The organism is Alkalispirochaeta americana (assembly GCF_900156105.1).
GTDB classification, from domain to species: Bacteria; Spirochaetota; Spirochaetia; order DSM-27196; family Alkalispirochaetaceae; genus Alkalispirochaeta; species Alkalispirochaeta americana.
Window position 1 is genome coordinate 78,129 of sequence record NZ_FTMS01000003.1, and the last position, 20,623, is coordinate 98,751.

Below are 20,623 nucleotides of genomic sequence, written 5' to 3' on the forward strand. Positions count from 1 at the left end.
CGTTTGCCCGCCCTGACCCGGGGTTAGTCGCTGATCCACCAAGTATCAACAAAGTCACTGGTGTTGAGGATGAGGGGGGCTCCCTCGGAGAGCATGAAGGGGTCTGAAAGGGCGGCATCACCGTAACTCGTTGTCTCCTCCCGCTCGCTCCAGCTGGTCAGAAGTATTCGCCATTCCTTGCCGGGAGCAAGGCCCGTCAGGGCTCCAGGCTCAAACTGGGGGCGATCTCCTTCTTTGGCTTGCAGGGTTTCGCCGTCTTTCTGGAGGAGCTGGACGTTCCCATCTCCGTACCAGCCATCGAAATCCTCGGATGTTTGTCCTGAGCCCCACCCAGACCCCTGATGCGCATAGCCATCGGCATCAATGAGATCGTAGTAAACGATGGTGCCTGTGCCGAAGATTGTATCCAGGGTCTCGGAGGATATCACCAGATTGGCGACCCACTGGCCCTGCAGGAAGACATCCCTGCCGGGCATGGTGAAGGTCGGGGGATCACCCTCGCCATCCCATTCAATGAGGGCCATGGGGCTGTCTGTTCCGACTTCCTGCCACCCCAGAAAGGAGCTTGAGTCCGGTAGCGGCACCACGTGAGGAATGGTCACGGGTTCTCCCTGGCTGTGGAACCGGGGAGGATGGTTTGTGCTCGTGTAGAGAGACATTCCCCAGTTCTCATCGGCAAGCCCGGGGTCGTAGAAGACGATATAGGTCTCTTCGGGCCCGGCAAAGCCCCGGATCACTCGGGAGGGAAGGAGATCAGTCAGGGGAGGATCTGTTATGAAGCCCGATCCAGTATAAAAATAACGTGCTGCGGCACCATCATGTCTAAGATTTGAGTGCCAAAACCAGCTGCTGTCCTGAATTCCCGCACGGTTGCGGAGATCCTCATTCTGAAAGATCTTTGCATCAAGAATAGCCAGCTCTTCTTCCGAAGGAAGGAACCAGTCGGAGAAACCTCCCCCCGCGTAGTTCCGGGCTTCCAGGGCCGCGTAATCTCCTGTACCTCCCTGGGCTGCGATGACCGCAGTGGTATTGTGCCGTCCCAGTCCCGATGCTTGTCCTATCTCTTCCATATACTCGAGGTTTTCGAGGTCTCCTGTCTCGATGCCACTCCTCAGCCAGGGAAGCGGGGCAATCTGCTCCAGAGAGATTTCCAGATAGCGCCATCCCACCAGGTTGCTGGTGCGGTTGGATTCGTGCATGGGGTCGCTATCATCATCGGTGTCAAAAAACACGAGTCCCCCGGCGGGGCCTATCTTCCCGATTACCTCGTTATCGTTGGTCCATTGGGCGGTGAGGGTGATATCGCCAGTAATCGTCAGGGAATCCCCGGGTTGGTACTCATCATCGCCCTCAAGCCAGCCCAGGAAACGCTGGGTGATTCCCGAACCCTCGTGGCCTGTCAGGCCGGGGCCGCGCAGGGCCTGGGGTTGCAGTATCTCGTGAGGGTCGGCGTCGGCCATCAGATAAACCGGGCCCGGGGGCGCCCCGCTGGAGCCATCGCCCCCCAGATAGGTCACGGTGAAGACCCCGCCAGCCTCGAAGGGCTCCGGGGTCTCTGCTCCCTGGGACTCGCCGTAGGTGTTATAGGCAACCACGCGATAGTGCCAGGATGAGTCGGGAGGGACCCGGTCGGTATAGAGGGAACTGTTGGAGGGTAATGAGCCAGCTCCGGGAAGGGCCGTGGCGAACTCGTCCGCACCGGCCTCCTTGCGGTAGATTCGGTACCCCAGGGCGGTGTTGGCCGTTCTGGTCCAGGAAAGATGAACGGCCCAGCCTTCGTCGGGGTCAAAAGCTCCTTGAGTTGCCTGAAGATCCTCCGGTGCCGAGGGGGGGAGCCCGATGCGCCCGGTGATATCCAGAGTCTTCTCCGAGCGTCGGCCGTCGTAGATGTGGATGATATCGCGGTAGGTCGCCACGGGGATGCCGTTTCTCTGCAGGGGGATCACGATGCGGTAGAAGCCGCTCTCCAGGAGGCTGTCGGGGCCGGTCTGGTGGTAGCGCAGGGTTCCTGCCCCGGAGTCAAAATCAATGTTTGCTGTGGGAATATGGATCGGTTCGTCAGGGGTCTGGCCCGGTCTGAGCCGCTGTAGAGAAGGCGTGGGGACTCCTGCATCGTTGTGGTATCCGGTGATCAGCCCGGGAGGGTCCCAGGAGAGTTCTATCTCCACGGAGCCTTCTCCGTCTTCGGTCCTGGCAGCCTGGAGATCGGCGGTCCAGGTGACGATCTGGCCTGCAATGATATTGACCTCCCCGGAGGCCCCAAAGGTTTCCACCTCGGTGTCATCGGGAAAATAGCCCCGGAGCGAGATGTTCCAGGTTCCTGGGGGGATGCCCGGCAGGGAGATCTCCGAGACAGAGAGATCTAGCGCTTCAAGCTCTTCCTGATCCGGGTCATCTGGGGTAAGGGTAAGATCAAAGCGCAGGTCTTCAGGAGATGCCTCCGGGGGAAGCACCGTGGCAGCGCCCACGGGAAAGGTGATGATCAGGGTGCCTGTGGCACCGGTCCCGCCCCGCAGTGCCGGTGAGCGATCGTTGTCTGACTTTTCAAAAGGTGAGAGTACGGCGCTACAGGCAGCTACACAGACCAGGGAACACAGGACATATACTTTAACGTTTTTGTACCAAGAGACCATAAGGTTCCTCCTGGGCCTCGATATACTTTTTAAAAGGCCTTACTCGATAGTATAGCGCATGAGGGGAGAATATACTGTATTTTTGTATTCATAATTTGGTTATGGCAGAGATTTCCGGCTTGGTGCCGGCCTCGGGGTCGTCCCCGAAGGGAAAAAAAGCGGGAGGGTGCTCGAACACAAAAGGCAGGGGTTTTGAGCTACCCTCCCCGGGGCAGGCCGGGGGCCCGCCCTGACCCGGTGTTAGCTGTCCCAGTCCCAGGCCACAAAGTCATTGTCATCAAGAGTGATGGTGCCTCCCTCGGAGAGCGTGAAGGGCTGCGAGAGGTTTGCTCTTCTGAATGCTGATGCAGGGCCTCTGTCGGGCCAGTTGGTCAGAAGTATGCGCCATTCCTTGCCGGGAGCAAGGCCCGTCAGGGCTTCCGGCTCAAACTGGGGTCGGGTACCCGTCGTCTTCACCACGTTCGTCACACCGTCTTTCTCGAGGAGCTGGACGTTTTCATCTTCGTACCAGGTATCGAAATTCCAGGGTGATGTTCCTGAGCCCCACCCAGACCCCTCATGGTCATAGGATTCGGCATCAATGAGATCGTAGTAAAAGGTGGTGCCTGTAGGAAATATTGTATCAAGCGTCCCGGAGGATATCACCAGTTCCGTGGTTTTTTCTTCGATGATGTCAGAATACTGGTTCCACCCGTCGGCTTCCTTGTAGGCGGTCTCGGAACCTGCGGGCACCAGGATGCTCCCGGTTCCGCCTGCGATGGGGGAACCCTGGAACAGGTCAACCCCAGCGGTGGTTATCCCGTCGGGAGCCTCCCAGCGGTTTACTATGACGGTTTCGAGGTTGGCCATGAGGGTGAAAGCCTCTGCTCCGACAGACTCAACACTGGCGGGTATAAGGAGTTCCGTGTTCTCGAAGGTGTTTTCTGCAAAGGCACCGACCCCGATAGTTGTAACCGACTCGGGAATTGTGAGCTGACCCGAGAAGCCGCTACCACTTGGGCTAAAGGCAGTACTGCCAATTGTTACAAGATTTTCTCCCAGGGTAAGAGTTCCGTCAAAAGCTCCCCTCAGGGCCTGATTGCCCACAGAGATAACCGAATCTGGTACGACCAGATCGCCTGTGAATCCGGTTCCAACAAAGGCGAATGCTCCAATTGACTGAATTCCTTCATTCAGGGTGAGGGCCCCGGTGAATCCGGCGTTCGAAAAAGCGCTGATCGCTACAGAGGTTAAGGTGCCGGGAATCTCCAGATTTCCTGTGAAGTTGTTAGTCCTGAAAGCACCATTGGCAAGTCCGGTGAGCCCCGAAGGTAGCGTGAGAGTACCGTCGAATTTGGAATCTTCGAAGGCAGAGATCCCAATGGTTGTAACCGAAATGGGGATCTCCAGGCTTCCCGTGAATCCGGTGGCCTGGAAGGCATTGTCCGGGATCGATGTGAGCACGAGGCTTTCCAGATTGAGAGTGCCGGTGAATCCGGAGCTCTGAAAGGCTCTGGGACCCATGGAGGCAATCGAACCGGGGATCGTCAGCCCTCCTGTGAACTGGTTTCCCCTAAAGGAGTCGGATCCAATGGTTTCGAGGTTTTCTCCCAGGGTCAGGGTTCCATCAAATCCAGCGGTCCGGAAGGCGGCATTTCCAACGGTTGTAACTGCATCGGGAATCACCAGGTTGCCCGTGAAGTTGGTGTTCATGAAGGCTTGCCCTCCAATGGTCTGAACCGACTCGGGAATTACCAGAGTGCCCGTGAGTCCGGTATCGGCGAAGGTGGTTATTTCGATCGACGTGAGCGAGAGGTTTTCCAGATTGAGGGGGCCGGTAAATCCGGCGGTACGAAAGGCACTCGCACCAATAAAGGCAACCGAACCGGGGATCGTCAGCCCTCCTGTGAACTGGTTGTTCCTGAAGGCCTCAGGTCCAATGGTTTCGAGGTTTTCCCCCAGGGTCAGGGACCCATCGAACCCGGCGTTCTGGAACGCGGCGTTTCCAACGGTTGTGACCGAATCGGAGATTACCAGGCTACCCGTGAAATTGGCGTTCTGGAAGGCTTGCACACCAATGGTCTGAACCGACTCGGGAATTACCAGAGTTCCTGTGAACCCGGTATCGGTGAAGGTGTTCGCCTCGATCGACGTGAGCGAGAGGTTTTCCAGATTGAGGGGGCCGGTGAATCCGGCCTCCTGAAAAACTCTCGTGCCCATGGAGGTAATCGAACCGGGGATCGTCAGCCCTCCTGTGAACTGGTTGTCCCTGAAGGCTCCCACCTCAATGGTTTCGAGGTTTTCTCCCAGGGTAAGGGAACCACCGAATCCAGCGTTCCGGAAGGCGTTATCCTTGATGGTTGTAACCGAGTCGGGGATCACCAGGTTTCCCGTGAAGTTATTGGTGTTGAACGCAAGACGGCCGATCTCTGTGACCGAATCGGCGATAGTAAGGGTGCCAGTGATCTGTTTGCCTTCAAAGGCCGAAGCAGCAATCGTCCTGACCGTTCTCGTAACCCCACCCACCTCTGCAGCGGGGGGTATAATCACGTCATCCTCAGCTGCACCGGTGTAGCCCGTCAGGATCAGGTAGTCCGAGTGAACAGTAAAAAGGAAATCACCCTCATTTCCTTCGGGATTTGCCGAAAGAACAGGGGATGCCAGTGGAGAAGAGGTTCCGTAGCTGTTTGCAGCGATCACTCGGTATTGATAGGTGTCGTCCAGATCAGCGGGTTCGAAGGTGTCGCTGAAGAAGGATGTATCTCGCGGAAGGTCGGTGGCCCCGTCAAGAACTTCGAAGGCCCCATCGTTTACCCGGCGGTAGATTCGGTAGCTCAGGGCAGTGTTGGCTGTTCTGGTCCAGGAGAGCCCCACCGTCCATTCTTCTTCGGTCTCGTCAAAACTCACCGGTGAGAGTTGAAGATTCTCCGGGGCCGAGGGCGGGGTCCCGATCAGCGGAGTGATCTCCAGATCCTTTTCCGAGCGTCGTCCGTCGTAGATATGGATCACGTCGCGATAGGTTCCCACGGCATAGGTCTGGCCGGTCTCGCTGTCGTGCCGTTCCAGGGGAATCGCGATGCGGTAGAAGCCGCTTGGCAGGTTATCCTGTTCGTAGGTAAGGGTGCCCTGGTCTGCGTCGAAGGTGATGGTGATCCCTTCATCGGCGGGATCGATATAAAAGGGGGGCTCCCGGTCTTCCGGGGCTTGCCCTGGCACGAGCAACTGCAGCGAGGGTGTCAGTGCGTCTGCGTCGTCTTCGTAGTTCGTAACGCGTGAAGTCCCGGGATTTCCGGGAAATAACTCCGGGTTCCAGGAGAGTTCGATCCTCACCGAACCCTCTCCTTCATCGGACTGGATGGCCAGCAGCTGGGCCACCCACGTGGTGGGGAGACCTGCGGTGATTTCGATCGGGTCCTGGGAGGACGCGCCGAAAGCGTAGACATTAGGGATGACCCCCTCCAGGGGTGTTCCCTCGGGGAAGTAGCCCCGAAGCGAAATATTCCAGGTCCCCTCGGGGATGCCCGGCAACGAGAGTTCTCCGGCGGGCAGCTCCTGTACCTCGATAGGTTCCTGAGCGGGGTCAGCGGGGGTGAGGGTGAGATTGAACTCCAGGTCATCCGGGGCTACCTCGGGGGGAAGGACCGTGGAAATTCCGGTCTGATTAAAGATGATCTCCAGGGTGCCTGTTCTGTCTGCTCCCGGGCGAGATGGCATGGCGCTGTCTTGTTCAGATTTCTCGAAAGGGGACAGAATCGCGCTGCAGGCAGCGATACAGACAAGGGAAAAGAGCGAATAGACTCTCGGATTCTTGTGCCAGGTGGTCATGAGATTCCTCCCGGGCCTTGGTGTGCTTTTTTACAGGCCTCACCTGAAAGTATAGCCCGAAGAGAGAATATATACTGTATTTTGGTATATATTATTTGGTTTTGGCAGAGATTTCCGTCTTGGTGTTGGCCCCGGAATCGATCTTCCCGGTGATGGGCTTGTCGGGGTAGCGGAACCACCTGCCGTCCAGGCTCTGTAGATGGTGCCAGCCGGGTTCTTTTTTGCTCAGGCTTTCGGGGTAGAGGGGGGATCTTTTCACCGCCCCGGGCAAATCCACGGCAAAGGCGGGCCGGCCGATCCCCGAGAGACGCCGCCGCAGGAGCCGTGAAGTATCGCCGAAAGCAATGAGGGCAGTGCATCGCGCAGGTATCGGTGATAAGGAAGAGGGCCCGGTCGCGGTATCGGGGCTTCCCGGCTTCTCAACACCTGCGGCCGAGAGTGGTTCCCAACGATGGCCGGGTTGCTTCGTCCTGTATCATGCAGGCTCGAAGCCCTCCCGGCCGTGGTGGTTAGCTGCCCCAGCCCCAGGTCTCAAAGTCATTGTCATCAAGAGTGATGGTGCCTCCTTCGGAGAGCGTGAAAGGCTGCGAGAGGGCTGCTTTTTTGAATGCTGATGTAGCGCCTCTGTCGGGCCAGTTGGTCAGAAGTATCCGCCATTGCTTGTCCGGGGCAAGGCCCGTCAGGGCTCCCGGCTCAAACTGGGGGCGATTTCCTTCTTTGGCTTGCACGGTTTCGCTGTCTTTCTGGAGGAGCTGGACGTTCCCATCTCCGTACCAGGTATTGAAATTCCCGGGTGATGTTCCTGAGCCCCACCCAGACCCCTGATGCGCATAGACATCGGCATCAATGAGATCGTAGTAAACGGTGGTGTCTGTGCCGAAGATTGTATCCAGGGTCTCGGAGGATATCACCAGGTAACTCCACTGGCCAGCCTCGACAAGCTCCGGGGTCTCTGCTCCCTGGGACTCGCCGTAGGTGTTATAGGCAACCACGCGGTAGTGCCAGGAGGAGTCGGGATCGATCCAGTCGGTATAGAGGGAACTGTTGGTGGGCAATGAGTCAGCTCCGGGAAGGGCGGTGCCAAACTGGTCGTCACCTTCGGCTTTGCGGTAGATCCGGTAGCCCAGGGCAGTGTTAGCCGTTCTGGTCCAGGAAAGGTTGGCAGCCCAGGCGCCTTCTGAACCCTCATCCGGATTAAACTCCCCCAGTTCGACCAGAAGGTTCTCCGGTGCCGAGGGAGGGAGCCCGATGCGCTCGGTGATATCCAGAGTCTTCTCCGAGTGTCGGCCGTCGTAGATGTGGATGATATCGCGGTAGGTCGCCACGGGGATGCCCTGCCTCCGCAGGGGGATCACGATGCGGTAGAAGCCGCTCTCCAGGAGGCTGTCGGGGCCGGTCTGGTGGTAGCGCAGGGTTCCTGCCCCGGGGTTAAAATCAATGTTTGCTGTGGGGATATGAATCGCCGCGTGAGTCTCGCCCGATATGATCCGCTGTAGCGAGGGAGCGGGGATTCCCGCATCGTTGTGGTATCCGGTGATCAGCTCGGGAGGGTTCCAGAAGAGTTCTATCTCTACGGAGCCTTCTCCGTCTTCGGTCCTGGCAGCCTGGAGATCGGCGGTCCAGGTGACGATCTGGCCTGCAATGATATTGACCTCCCCGGAGGCCCCAAAGGTTTCCACCTCGGTATTATCAGGAAAATAGCCCCGGAGCGAAATATTCCAGGTCCCCTCGGGGATGCCCGGCAGGGAGATATCCGAGGCGGAGAGATCTAGCGCTTCAAGCTCTTCCTGATCCGGGTCATCTGGGGTAAGGGTAAGATCAAAGCGCAGGTCTTCAGGAGATACCTCCGGGGGGAGCACCGTGGCAGCGCCCACGGGAAAGGTGATGATCAGGGTGCCTGTGGCACCGGTTCCGCCCCGTAGTGTCGGTGAGCGATCGTTGTCTGACTTTTCAAAAGGTGAGAGTACGGCGCTGCAGGCAGCTACACAGACCAGGGAACACAGGAGATATACTTTAACGTTTTTGTACCAGGTGGTCATAAGGTTCCTCCCGCGCCTTGCTATACTTTTTAGAAGGCCTTAACCGACAGTATAGCGTAGGGGAGGCGAAAATACCGTATTCTGCTATAAAGAATCCCAAATATTCTGCGTGGCCGTTGATTTTGCACCGGCGAGGCAGGATTGGTTATACTGAATAATCTGATCATGGAGGGCTCATGGTTTCCTTTGTTATTCCCACGCGTAATCGTCCTGCGACGCTTGCCGGAAGCACCGCAAGCCTCCTGTCGTGGCTTGCCACATGCCCTGATGAGCCTCTCCCCCTGCTCATCCTGGACGACAGTGATCAGGCCCGGAGCCTGGAAGAGAACCGGGCCCTGGCACAGACTCTGGCCGACTCGTCTCCGTCGGGGCAGGGGGTGTTCTATCTCGGCCCAAAGGAACGCCGTCGCCTGGTCTCGGCACTGGCTCAGGGCGACCCGGAGCGGGAAGCGCTTCTCGGCTTTGCCTGCCTCAGGAGGGACGGAGAACTCGCCATCTCGAGCCCCGGCCGAAACCGCAACTGTGCCGTGCTGGCTTGGGCGGGCAGAAAGATCCTCTCTTTGGATGATGACGCACGGTTCTGCTTCTCCCGCCTGTCGGTGAGAGACCTTGAGTCTCCTGCCGAGTATAGCGCCTGTGTAGTACCTGCCATGGATGATCTGGCGGGGTATCTGGAACCCTTTCCCGGAGATCCCCTGAGGGAAATGGTGGAATCGCTCCAGGGCAGACAGGTTCCTCTGGTGATGACCGGTATGGCGGGGAACCGCTGGTTCAGCAGGCCTCAGCATTTTCTGACCCTCCACGAACCCCTGCGGGACCGGGTATACCTGCCAAAAAAGAGTTACACCCGTTCGCGGCCCGCTCCCTTCGCATTCTTCCAGTATCCCCGGGGAAAAGCCAGCGAGAATTCTTTTCTGGTAACCTGTTGCCACGGGGCGGACGCCGGGATTCTGCTCCCTCCCTTTCCCCCTCAGGGGCACGCCGATGACTCGGTCTTTGGTGTGCTGGTGCGGTTTTGTTATCCCGGGAGTGTTACCCGGCACATGCCCTTCTGCGTGCACCACGATCTTGGCGATCCTCAGCCCTTCGCTGACCGGGCCTGGTACGAGACGGGCCTGACAACAGCGCTTCTCACTCGCCTGGTTTTGCAGTACCTGATAAAACGTGTCCCACCAGATCTGATCGGGGCTCCACAGCGGATTGTCTGGTTGGGGGAGCTGATGTGTGCGCTGGCAGAGATGCCGCTTGAGGATTGGCAGGACCTGGTGCACGAACTCTTTCTGCTTTTTGCAATGGCAGAGCGGGAAAAATTTGGCGAACTTCTTGATCGGTACCGGGGAGAACCCTCGTGGTGGGCCCGGGATGTGGAGGACTACACGGAGCGGTTGATCCAGCAGGGGGCTGCTCCCGAAGGCGCCTTGCCCCGGGAGTATCGCGATGCCGGGCTATCTCTGGGGCAGGGTCTGGAGCAGTACCGGGCCTTTTGTCGCTCCTACGGGCAGCTTATGATGATTTGGCCCCGGGTTTGGGAGGATGCCTGCTCCAGGGTGGCAGAGCCCGGGCTTGAGCTTCCGGGGGCCTCCGGGGCGAGGTAAGCCCCCGGGGAAGGCTCCGCACTCCTGGTCTCCCGCAGGAGGCGGGTACTGGTTCCGAATTTGCAGGGGATGAACTAAACCTCAGGAAGGAGCCTCATCGGGGTAGCGAAACCATCTGCCGTCCAGACTTTGCAGGTGATACCAGCCGGGTTCTTTCCTGCTCAGGCTTTCGGGGTAGAGGGGGATTTTCCCTCCCCCCTGGGGCAGATCCACGGCGAAAACGGGGAGGGCGATCCCCGAGAGGCGCATGCGCAGGCACCGGAAGATCTCCATGGCTTCTCCCAGGGGAACCCGGAAGTGAGCCGTTCCCGGGGCCAGATCTCCCTGAAAGAGATAGTAGGGGGTAACCCGTCGTGCCACCAGCCCCTGGAAGAGCTCTTCCAGGGTGTCAGGGTGATCGTTCACCCCCCGGAGAAGCACCGTCTGGTTAAAGAGGGGGATTCCCGAATCAACCAGAGATTCCACAGCCTGTGTGCTCTGGGGTGTTATTTCCCGGGGGTGGTTGAACTGGGTAACCACCACCAGTGGTGCCCACCGCCGCAGGAGCCGCGAAAGTTCCGGTGTGATTCTCCCGGGAAGCACCACGGGAACGCGCGAGGCAACCCGGAAGACCAGATCGGGCCGGGCTTCACGGAACGTCGAGAGAAGTGTCTCCAGGTCTTCGTTGTGCAGGGTCAGGGGATCTCCGCCCGAGAGGATTATTTCCCGTAGTGAGGGGGTCGCTCCTGCGTAGGCGGCGGCCAGGATGATCTCTTCCCTGGTGGCACCACCCTGACGTTTTCCTGTGAAATGCCGGCGGAAGCAGTGTCGGCAGTACATGGCGCAGGTATCGGTGGCAAGAAAGAGAGCCCGATCGCGGTAGCGGTGAATCAGGCGGGGCCGGGGGGTGTGGCTTTCCTCGTGAAGGGGATCGTCCTGTTCCCAGGGGCGCTGCTCGAACTCTTGTCGTCGGGGAACGCACTGCCTGCGGAGGGGGTCATCGGGGCTGTCCGTGCAGAGATTCAGGTAATACGAGGGGATGCGCAGGGAGAGGCCGGCGCCGTCTGCATCGGGTTCAGGAGAGGATGCGAAGTAGCCTTCCTCTTCCCCGGTGAGGGAAAAGAACCGACGGAGTTCCCCGGGCGATGTGAGCGCCCGGGCAAGGTCTTGAATCCAGGGGGGGGAGGACATGGTCTTTGTGTACCATGTCCCGCAGGAGGCGGGCAACCGTGGTGCACCTCCTGCGGTTTTTTCCGTGAAGAACGTTACTCCTGTTCCTCTATAGTGTATTCATTCCACCCGTCGGCATCGGTATAGTCCGGCCCCCTTCCCTCAGGAACCTTGATGGTTCCGGAACCAAGATCAAGCAGGCTGCCCATGAAGAAATCATACTTTCCTTCAACGGGGGTTCCCGTAGCCTCCGGAGGCGCTGGTGCGTTCACCGTGACGGATCCGAGGTCTTCCATGCCGGCAAAGGCTCTTAAGCCAATAGAGATAACCGTTTCAGGGATGGTCAGATTGCCTGTGAAACTGTTGTTCTTGAATGCCCAACTCGCGATGGTTGCCAGGTTGCTTTCGGTGGTTTCCAGGGTAAGGTTTCCATCAAAGCCGACGTCCTGGAAGGCGCGAATTCCTATCGTCGTAACCGAATCGGGGATGGTTAGATCGCCCCTGAAGTTGGTGGATCTGAAGGCACTTGATCCAATAGTCTCGAGGCTGTCGTGCAGGGTGAGCGTGCCTTCGTTGAAATTGTTGCTCCCGGAGTTAGACTCGAACATGTTGTCGGGGATCGCTGTGATGTTCCCGGGAATCGTTAGATCACCTGTGAAGCCTGTCGCCCAAGAAAAGATGCTTGTCTCGATGGTGACAAGGCCTGTTCCCAGTTCGAGGGGTCCGTCGAAGGTGGCATATCTGAAGGCACTGTTACCGATGTGTGTGACCGAGTTGGGGATCGTGAGGCCATTTGTAAAGCGGGAACTCTCGAAGGCGGAGCTTTGTATCGTGAGAAGGCCTTCATTCAGGGTAAGGTCTCCTTCGAATTCGATACCCAGGAAGGCGCTACCCCCGATAGCTGTAACCGAAGCCGGGATGGTCAGATCGCCTGTGAAGTTGTTGCTCTCGAATGCCCAACTCGCGATGGTCGCCAGGTTGCTTTCGGTGGTTTCCAGGGTAAGGTTTCCATCAAAGCCGACGCCCTGGAAGGCGCCAATTCCTATCTCCGTAACCGAATCGGGGATGGTTAGATTGCCCCTGAAGTTGGTGTATCTGAAGGCCCTTAATCCAATAGTCTCGAGGTTGTCGTGCAGGGTGAGCGTGCCTTCGTTGAAATTGTTGCTCCCGGATTTAGACTCGAACATGCTGTTGGGGATCGCTGTGATGTTCCCGGGAATCGTTAGATCACCTGTGAAGCCTGTAGCGTGATAAAAGATGCTTGCCTCGATGGTGACAAGGCCTGTTCCCAGTTCGAGGGGTCCGGCGAAGGTGGCCTCTTTGAAGGCATTGCTACCGATGTGTGTGACCGAGTTGGGGATCGTGAGGCCATTTGTAAAGCTGGAACTCTCGAAGGCGGAGCTTTGTATCGTGAGAAGGCCTTCATTCAGGGTAAGGTCTCCTTCGAAATTGATACCCAAGAAGGCGCTAACCCCGATATCTGTAACCGAAGTCGGGATTGTAAGGTCGCCTGTGAAGCCCGTGCCCTGGAAGGCCCTTAATCCAATAGTTTCGAGGTTGCTTTCGGTGGATCCCAGGATGAGTGTGCCCCCAAATCCGGCGTCTGTGAAGGCCCTGCTTCCAATGGTCACCACCGAGTCGGGGATTGTCAGGTCGCCTGTGAACGCGTTCACTTCGAATGCCCAAGATCCGATGGTTTCGAGGTTGCTGTCTACCGTCCCCAGGGTGAGGGTGCCGCCGTTAAAACCTGCAGACCCGAAGGCTAGGTTGCCGATGGAGGTGACCGAATCGGGGATTATCAGGTTGCCCGCGAAGGCGTTGTTACTGAATGCCGAAGATCCGATGGTTTCGAGGTTGCTTTTGGTGGTTTCCAGGGTGAGGGTGCCGTCAAAACCTGCAGACCCGAAGGCTAGGTTGCCGATGGAGGTGACCGAATCGGGGATTGTCAGGTTGCCCGCGAAGGCGTTGTTACTGAATGCCGAAGATCCGATGGTTTCGAGGTTGCTTTCGGTGGTTCCCAGGATGAGGTAGCTCCCGTCAAATCCTGCGTTTTTGAAGGCGTTGTCTCCAATGGTCACCACTGAGTCGGGGATTTCCAAGTCGCCTGTGAAGGTGTTATTCTCGAATGCCTCGGCTCCAATCTCCGTGATCGAATCGGGGATCGTGAGCCTTTCCGTGATTTCCTTGTTCTTAAACGCACCGGGACCAATCTTTGTGACCGGTCTGTTCTCACCGTTCACCTCCAGTGCGCCGGGTATCACAACATCAACCGAGGGGGCGCCGGTGTAGGCCAGGAGGACCAGGCGGTCCGGGTAGACCAGGAAGGTAAAATCTCCGTCTGTTGCCTGCAAGTCACCCGGCACGGCTGGTGAGTCCAGAGGTTGGGCGTTGCCGTAGGTATTCCGGGCGACCAGCCGGTACTGATAGGAATTGATACTCGTGCTTTGGGTGGTATTGAAGGAGCTGGTGGTCCGCGGGAGCTCTTCTGCGCCGGCCAGGAGCTCAAAATCACCCTCGTTTTCGCTCCGGTATACCCGGTAGCCTTCGGCGGTGACGGATCTGGCCCAGGAGAGCCCCACCGTCCATTCTCCTTCGGTCTCGTTAAAACTCACCGGCGAGACCTGAAGGTCCTCCGGTTTTGAGGGCGGGGTTCCGATCCGGTCGGTGATATCCAGGTCCTTCTTCTCCGAGCGCAGGCTGTCGTAGATGTGGATCACGTCGCGGTAGGTTCCCACGGAGAAGGTCTCATTGGTGTCGGCATCGTGCCGTTCCAGGGTGATCACGATGCGGTAGAAGCCGCTCTGGAGGTCTTCCTGGTGATAGGTGAGGGTTCCGTTTTCCGCATGAAAGGCGATATCGATATTCGCATCGGCATCGTCGATGTACACTGGGTCCTCAGGGGTCCCGCCCGGTATGAGCCTCTGCAACGAGGGTGAGGGATTGCTGTCGTCGTCCAGGTAGTTTGTGACACGCAGGACCTCGGGAAATAATTCAGGGTTCCAGGTGAGTTTGATCAGCACGGAGCCCGTTGCCTCCTGGAGTGCCCGGAGCTGGGCCTGCCAGTAGGTTGGTTCGCCTGCATAGATAGCCACAGGATCCGCAGAAGATGCACCGAAGGCGTAGACCTGGGGGGTGACCCCCTCCAGGGGAGTGTCCTCAGGGAAGTAGCCCCGGAGCGAGATGTTCCAGGTCCCCTCGGGGATGCCCGGCAGGGAGATCCCCGAGGCGGAGAAGCCCACTCCCTCAATAGATTCCTGAGCGGGGTCATCTGTCTCAACAGGGGTAAGGGTAAGATTAAAGAGCAGATCTTCTGGAGATACGCCCGGGGGAAGCACCGTGGCAGCGCCCACGGGGAAGGTGATAATCAGGGTGCCTGTGGCACCGGTTCCGCCTCGCGTTGCCGGAGGGCGATCACCTTCAGATTTCTCGAAGGGTGAGAGAAGGGCGCTACAGGCAGCAAGGCATATCAGGGACGCCACCAGACAGCCTTTCAGGCATCTTATCAGGGTCAGCATGAGATAACTCCTTTGGACCCCGGCGAAGGTCATGCTTCGCCGGGGAGGGGCAACCCTGTAGCCGGGGGGCTGCGGGGTGCGGATTATTGCGACTCTATTCTAGCTGCATATTCAGCCCACCCGTCGGCAGTTTGGTAGGTCGCTACCGAAGCCTCCGGAACAAAAATGTTACTGCTTTCTGTATCCGCAATTGGAGTTTCCGCAAAAATACCGGTTCCGGCGTCTGGCGGATCTTCCCGCATCACCGTGACAGTTGCGAGCGCCGACCAGCTCCGGAACGTGCTACCTCCGATGTTGGTAACCCGCGCAGGGATGGTTATCTCAGTGATCTGGGTGCTGGCGTTCTGGAAGGCTCTCACGTTAATCTCCAGATCAGAACCGCCTTCAAATGTCAGACTTTGGAACCCTGGGCTTACGATATCTCGGAAAGCGTCGCTCCAGATACGAGTAACCGAACCGGGGATCGTCACGCTTGTGAAACCGGTGCCTCGGAAAGCGCTGGTAGAAATATCCGTAAGGTTTCCCAGAGTGAGCGTTCCGTCGAAGCCGGACTCTTGAAAGGCGGCGATTCCAATTGTCACCGGATCGGGGGTCGTTACGGGGATCGTCAGGTCGCCGGTGAAGCTGTTGTTCCCGAAGGCTTGTTGTCCGATGGAGGTGACCGAATCGGGGATCGTCAGGCCGCCTGTGAAGTTGTTACCCTGGAAGGCACCGTTTCCAACCGTTTCAAGGCTCGTTCCCAGGGTCAGGGTTGCTCCATCGAAGGATCCGTTGAAGGCGTTCTCTCCGATGATCTTGACCGAGTTGGGGATCGTCAGCTCGCCGGTGAAGTTGCTGACCCGGAAGGCCTCGCTTCCAATCGTTTCCAGTTTGCTGTTTTCAGTACCCAGGGTGAGGATCGCTTCGCTGGGGCCAAATTGCGGGGTGTTAAAAAAGGCCCTGTCTCCGATTGTTGTAACCGAATCGGGGATCGTCAAATTGCCTCTCAACCTGGTTGACTCGAAGGCGCTGGCTCCAATCGTTTGAAGGCTCGTGCCCAGGGTGAGATTGCCATGCATAAAGGCCATGTCGTTAACATTATCTGGTTGAAAGGCTCCCTCCCCGATAGTGATAACCGAGTCGGGGATCACCAGGTTGCCGTAGAATCTGTTGTCCCGGAAGGCGCTGGCCCCGATCGTTTCCAGTTTGCTGTGTTCAGTACCCAGGGTGAGGGTGTGCCTAAAATCCGGATCATCATTTCTGAAGCTGTTGTCACGGAAGGCTTCTGCCCCGATCGTGATAACCGAATCGGGGATCACCAGATCGCCCGAGATGCCGAGCTCAAAGAAAGCCTTCTCTCCGATGGAGGTGACTGTACCGGGGATTTCCAGAGGGCCCCGCAAGTTGGTGCCCTCGAAAGCCCTGTTCCCGATGGTTTCGAGGGCGCTTTCGGTGGTTCCCAGAGAGATGTACCGGTGGGAGTGTCCTGTGAACTCTCTATTCAGGAAGGCGCTGTCCCCGATCGTGATAACCGAATCGGGGATTGTCAGATTGCCTGCGAAGGGTCTGGTTGCGTTATCTAAGAAGGCGCTGTTCCCGATGGTTTTCAGCCCTGTTCCCAGAGAGAGACTTCCCCCTGTGAAAGTCGCCCACCGGAATGCCTCTTGTTCGATAGTAATAACCGAATCGGGGATTGTCAGATCGCCCGTGAAGATGACGAACTGGAAGGATCTTGTTCCAATTGTTTCCATCCCTGTGCCCAGGGTGAGATTTCCTCCGAATTCAATACTCCGGAAGGCATCGTGCCCGATCGTGGTAACCGAATCGGGGATTGTCAGATTGCCCGTGAACCCGGTGCCCTGGAATGCCGTAGCCCCGATGGTTCCGAGGTTGCTTCCGGTGGTTCCCAGGGTGAGGGTTCCATCAAAACCAGCAGAACGGAAGGCATCTAGCCCGATCGTGGTAACCGAATCGGGGATGGTCAGGTTGCCTGTGAAGTTGCTGTCCCTGAATGCCGAAGCCCCGATGGTGTCGAGGTTGCTTTCGGTGGTTTCCAGGGTGAGGGGGCCATCAAAACCTGCAGAACTGAAAGCGCTGCCGCCGATGGAGGTGACCGAGTCAGGGATTATCAGGCCGCCCGCGAAGTTGTTTTCTATGAATGCCCCAGCTCCGATGGTTCCGAGGTTGCTTCCGGTGGTTCCCAGGGTGAGGTTGCCTTCATCAAAACCTGCAGAACGGAAGGCGTTGATGCCGATGGAGGTGACCGAATCGGGGATTATCAGGTCGCCTGTGAAGTTGTTGTCACGGAAAGCTGCCGCACCGATCTCCGTGATCGAATCGGGGATTGTGAGGGTTCCCCCGATCTCCTTATTCAAAAATGCCTGGGCAGCTATTTTTTTGACTGTCCTTTCTACTCCTCCTATCGTTGCAGTCGCGGGAATCTCCACGTCCGCTTCGGGGTCGCTGCCTATGTATTCCGACAGGATCAGGTAGTCCGAATGAATGTGAAAGGTAAAATCCCCTTCTATTGCCTGCAAGTCACCCGGTACGGTTGGTGAGTCCAGAGGTTGGGCGTTGCCGTAGGTATTCCGGGCGACCAGCCGGTACTGATAGGAGTCGATACTCGTGCTTTGGGTGGTTTCGAAGGAGCTGGTGGTCCGCGGGAGGTTGTCTGCCAGGAGCTCAAAAGCACCCCCGTCTTCGCTCCGGTATATCCGGTAGCTTTCGGCGGTGACGGATCTGGTCCAGGAGAGCCCCACCGTCCATTCTTCTTCGGTCTCGTCAAAACTCACCGGCGAGACCTGAAGGTTCTCCGGGGCCGAGGGCGGGATCCCGATCAGCGGGGTGATATCCAGGGTCTTCTCCGAGCGCAGACTGTCGTAGATGTGGATCACGTCGCGGTAGGTTCCCACGGAGAAGGTCTCATTGGTGTCGGCATCGTGCCGTTCCAGGGTGATCACGATGCGGTGGAAGCCGCTTTCCAGGCCACTCTCCTCATAGATGAGGGTTCCTGCGTCCCCGTTGAAGGTGATGGTTTGGGGATCAATATGAACTGGTTCCTGGTGGGTCCCGCCTGGTATGAGTCGCTGTAGCGAGGGCGAGGGCTCGGCAGAGTCATCCATCCACTCTGTGACGAGTTCGGAATCGTTCCAGAAGAGCTCGATTTTTACCGATCCCTCACCCTCGTCTGTCTGGAGAGCCAGAAGTTGGGCTGACCACTGGGTGGGAACGCCCTGGAGGATTGTCACATCCTCGGTGGCGCTGAAGGCGTGGACCTCGGGGGTAACTCCTTCCGGGGGTGTTCCCTCGGGAAAATAGCCCCGAAGCGATACGCTCCAGGTTCCGGGGAAGATCCCCGGTACAAAGAGTTCCGACTCGGAGAGTCCCTCCAGGTCGATTTCCTCCTGACCAGGAATATCTATGGGGTTCAGGGTAAGGTCGAATTTAAGATCCGCCGGGAACACCTCGGGGGGGAGGACCGTGGAAATTCCGGTCTGATTAAAGATGATCTCCAGGGTGCCCGTGTGGTCGGCACCGGGGTGGGACGCCGTGGCGCGGTCCTGGTCTGATTTCTCGAAGGGTGAGAGAAGGGCGCTGCAGGCCGCGAGGCATATCAGGGGAACGATCAGGCCGAGGCTGGCTCTTTTTAAACGGTTCGCCATGGGGGGACTCCTTTTTTCCCCCGGTGAGGTCTGCTCCGCCGGAGGGGGAACCCCGCAGGCCCGGCGGGCCTGCGGGACAGAGGGTTAGTCGGATATAGCGGTGAAGGTGAAGCGGTGGCTGTAGAGTGCTCCCGCTTTCTCTACCACCAGATCCACGGTGTTCTGGCCCAGCTTGATAACGTCGCTAATATCACTTTCGGGGATAGTGATGGTGTTTGAATTATCCCAGCCCTCCATGTCGTTCACCGTCCATTCGTAGGAGTCGTAGCCGGTGGGAGCGGTGAAGGTGAGCTCGGTGATCTCGTCGATGTTCACCTCGGTATCGGCGGTGAGTTCAATTTCCTCGTCTTCGGGGTTCACCAGGATGGCCTCTATAACCAGCTCACCCAGGATCGTCTCGATTGCGGTGAAGGTGAAGGTTCCGTGGTAGACCTCGCCGCCGAGTTCCACCTCCAGGTCCACGGTGTTCAGGCCCGGGAAGATAACGTCGCTAATATCACTTTCGGAGATGGTGATGGTGTTTGAATTACCCCAGTCCTCCATGTTGTTCACCGTCCAGTTATAGGAGTCGTAGCCCTCGGGAGCGGTGAAGGTGAGTTCGGAGATCTCGTCGAGGTTCACCTCGGCATCGGCATCAAGCGTGATCTGCTCGTCTTCGGGGTTCACCAGGATGGCCTCTATAACCAGCTCACCCAGGATCGTCTCGATTGCGGTGAAGGTGAACGTTCCGTGGTAGACTTCGCCGCCGAGTTCCACCTCCAGGTCCACGGTGTTCAGGCCCGGGAAGATAACGTCGCTAATCTCACTTTCGGAGATGGTGATGGTGTTTGAATTATCCCAGCCCTCCATGTTGTTCACCGTCCATTCGTAGGAGTCGTAGCCCTCGGGAGCGGTGAAGGTGAGTTCGGAGATCTCGTCGAGGTTCACCTCGGCATCGGCGGTGAGTTCAATTTCCTCGTCTTCGGGGTTCACCAGGTTGGCCGTAATCTCGATACTTCCATCTGAAGGATCGTCGGGTTCGCTCAGGCCGTATCGGGCGTTAAGAAATTCCAGGTACTGATTGAGAGTTTTGTCCAGGTCCAGATTTACCGTGCGGTTCTCCCCCGACCGCACCGTGGTGGTGCGGAAGCTATAGCGGGAGTCTTCTTGTCCCTCTCCAACCAACTCTTCAAGGCTGTGAACTTCGGCTACCACCAGATAGGAACTATCGGGATTCAGGTTGCTGAAGAGGATGGTTCCGCCTGCTGATGACTCGTAACCCAGAAGCTCGGCAAATCCCTGAAACTGCGAGGCCAGGGCCGAGGTGCCCAGCGAGATGGATCCCAGAGAACCCGGAGATGAATCGGCTCCCTCGAAATCTTCCTCGTCAAAGGAAGCTTCCCAGAGCCCAAAGATATGCTCCATGTTCCCTTCGGGATCCTGGCGAATAAAGGCCTCCTCGATCACGTAGACCAGGAGCAGGTACGCCGGTTCACCCACGGTATCGCTGGCCGTCACCTGTTCCCCCGATGAGGGGGCCTGAATACGCAGGGAGATCGAGCCACGGGATTCATCGGGGGTCCAGTAGCACCCTCCGAGAGCCAGGAAAATCAGAAAAAACCAGGCCACGCCCAGGAAGAACGACGAATGCAGAGAAGGGCACGCCGAAAAAAGGGCATTTTTTGTCTTCATAAATATAATCATACCCCCCCGAGGCCAGTATATCCAGCGTGGCGGCATTTTTGTCAAAGTTTCTTTTCGTTTTCTGTTAGTTTCCCCTGCTCGGATTCCCCTGCTCGGAGCGGGTGAGGGCGTCAGGACGATGATCCGGGCTATCAGGCGCGTTGGGAAAAATGCTCGGAGCGGGGTATAATTTCCATTGTGTACGAAAGGTTATTCAAAAAGGAGAAAAACGAATGATGAGAAAAATGCTGAGTATCTGTCTGGCCCTGCTGGTCCTTCCTCTTGCTCTGGGGGCCTTCGCCGGGTGCGGTGGCGGTGGTGACTCCCTGGCCGGGACCTACGTCTGCACCGAGCACTGGAACGAAGGCATGGTGGGGAGAATCACCTTTGAGTTCCGCTCGGACGGTACCGTGAAGATGGCCCCCCTGGGAGGAGAGGGCACCTACGAGATTACGAACGGAACCGTGACAGTGGTGAATGATCTCATGGAAGACGGTGTGACACTGCAAATCCAGGACAATACCCTGAGGATCGAGAATCCCCTGGGAGATGTGGTTTACACCAAGCAGTAGAGGCCGGTCCAGT

At 57.7% G+C, this 20,623-nt stretch carries 10 protein-coding genes; 2 read left to right on the forward strand and 8 right to left on the reverse strand.

Annotated elements, in window-relative coordinates; translation table 11 throughout:
- Positions 1–23: 23 nt before the first annotated feature.
- The 4 genes from BW950_RS03245 to BW950_RS03260 form a co-directional block, all read right to left on the reverse strand.
- The gene (locus BW950_RS03245) at positions 24–2,633 is read right to left on the reverse strand and encodes a fibronectin type III domain-containing protein (protein WP_076487858.1); all 2,610 of its coding nucleotides are present in this window, start codon (positions 2,631–2,633) and stop codon (positions 24–26) included.
- Between the two features lie 240 nt (positions 2,634–2,873).
- A complete protein-coding gene (locus tag BW950_RS03250) occupies positions 2,874–6,437 on the reverse strand; it encodes a leucine-rich repeat protein (RefSeq protein ID WP_076487859.1) in 3,564 nt (1,187 codons plus the stop codon).
- A 91-nt stretch (positions 6,438–6,528) separates the two neighbouring features.
- A complete protein-coding gene (locus BW950_RS15060) occupies positions 6,529–6,696 on the reverse strand; it encodes a hypothetical protein (protein ID WP_159438707.1) in 168 nt (55 codons plus the stop codon).
- Positions 6,697–6,946: 250 nt separating this feature from the next.
- Entirely contained in the window at positions 6,947–8,476 is a 1,530-nt protein-coding gene (locus tag BW950_RS03260; protein WP_076487861.1) for a fibronectin type III domain-containing protein, read from the reverse strand.
- 176 nt (positions 8,477–8,652) lie between these two features.
- Between BW950_RS03260 and BW950_RS03265 the strand changes: the two genes are divergently transcribed.
- Complete coding sequence (locus BW950_RS03265; RefSeq protein ID WP_076487862.1) at positions 8,653–10,071, forward strand: glycosyltransferase family protein; 1,419 nt, start codon at positions 8,653–8,655, stop codon at positions 10,069–10,071.
- 81 nt (positions 10,072–10,152) lie between these two features.
- Here the strand turns inward: BW950_RS03265 and BW950_RS03270 are convergent, their stop codons facing one another.
- The 4 genes from BW950_RS03270 to BW950_RS03285 all read right to left on the reverse strand — a co-directional run bounded on the left by BW950_RS03270 (position 10,153) and on the right by BW950_RS03285 (position 20,047).
- Positions 10,153–11,241, reverse strand: a complete 1,089-nt coding sequence (locus tag BW950_RS03270) for a KamA family radical SAM protein (protein ID WP_076487863.1) — start codon at positions 11,239–11,241, stop codon at positions 10,153–10,155.
- Between the two features lie 74 nt (positions 11,242–11,315).
- On the reverse strand, positions 11,316–14,735 hold the full coding sequence (locus tag BW950_RS03275; protein WP_076487864.1) for a leucine-rich repeat domain-containing protein: 3,420 nt from the start codon (positions 14,733–14,735) through the stop codon (positions 11,316–11,318).
- An 83-nt stretch (positions 14,736–14,818) separates the two neighbouring features.
- The gene (locus BW950_RS03280; RefSeq protein WP_076487865.1) at positions 14,819–18,376 is read right to left on the reverse strand and encodes a leucine-rich repeat protein; all 3,558 of its coding nucleotides are present in this window, start codon (positions 18,374–18,376) and stop codon (positions 14,819–14,821) included.
- A gap of 84 nt (positions 18,377–18,460) precedes the next feature.
- Positions 18,461–20,047 (reverse strand): hypothetical protein, encoded by a 1,587-nt coding sequence (locus BW950_RS03285; protein ID WP_143559106.1) that lies wholly within the window; start codon positions 20,045–20,047, stop codon positions 18,461–18,463.
- A 224-nt stretch (positions 20,048–20,271) separates the two neighbouring features.
- On the opposite strand from BW950_RS03285, the gene BW950_RS03290 reads away from it, so the two are divergent.
- A complete protein-coding gene (locus BW950_RS03290; protein WP_076487867.1) occupies positions 20,272–20,610 on the forward strand; it encodes a hypothetical protein in 339 nt (112 codons plus the stop codon).
- Positions 20,611–20,623: the final 13 nt, after the last annotated feature.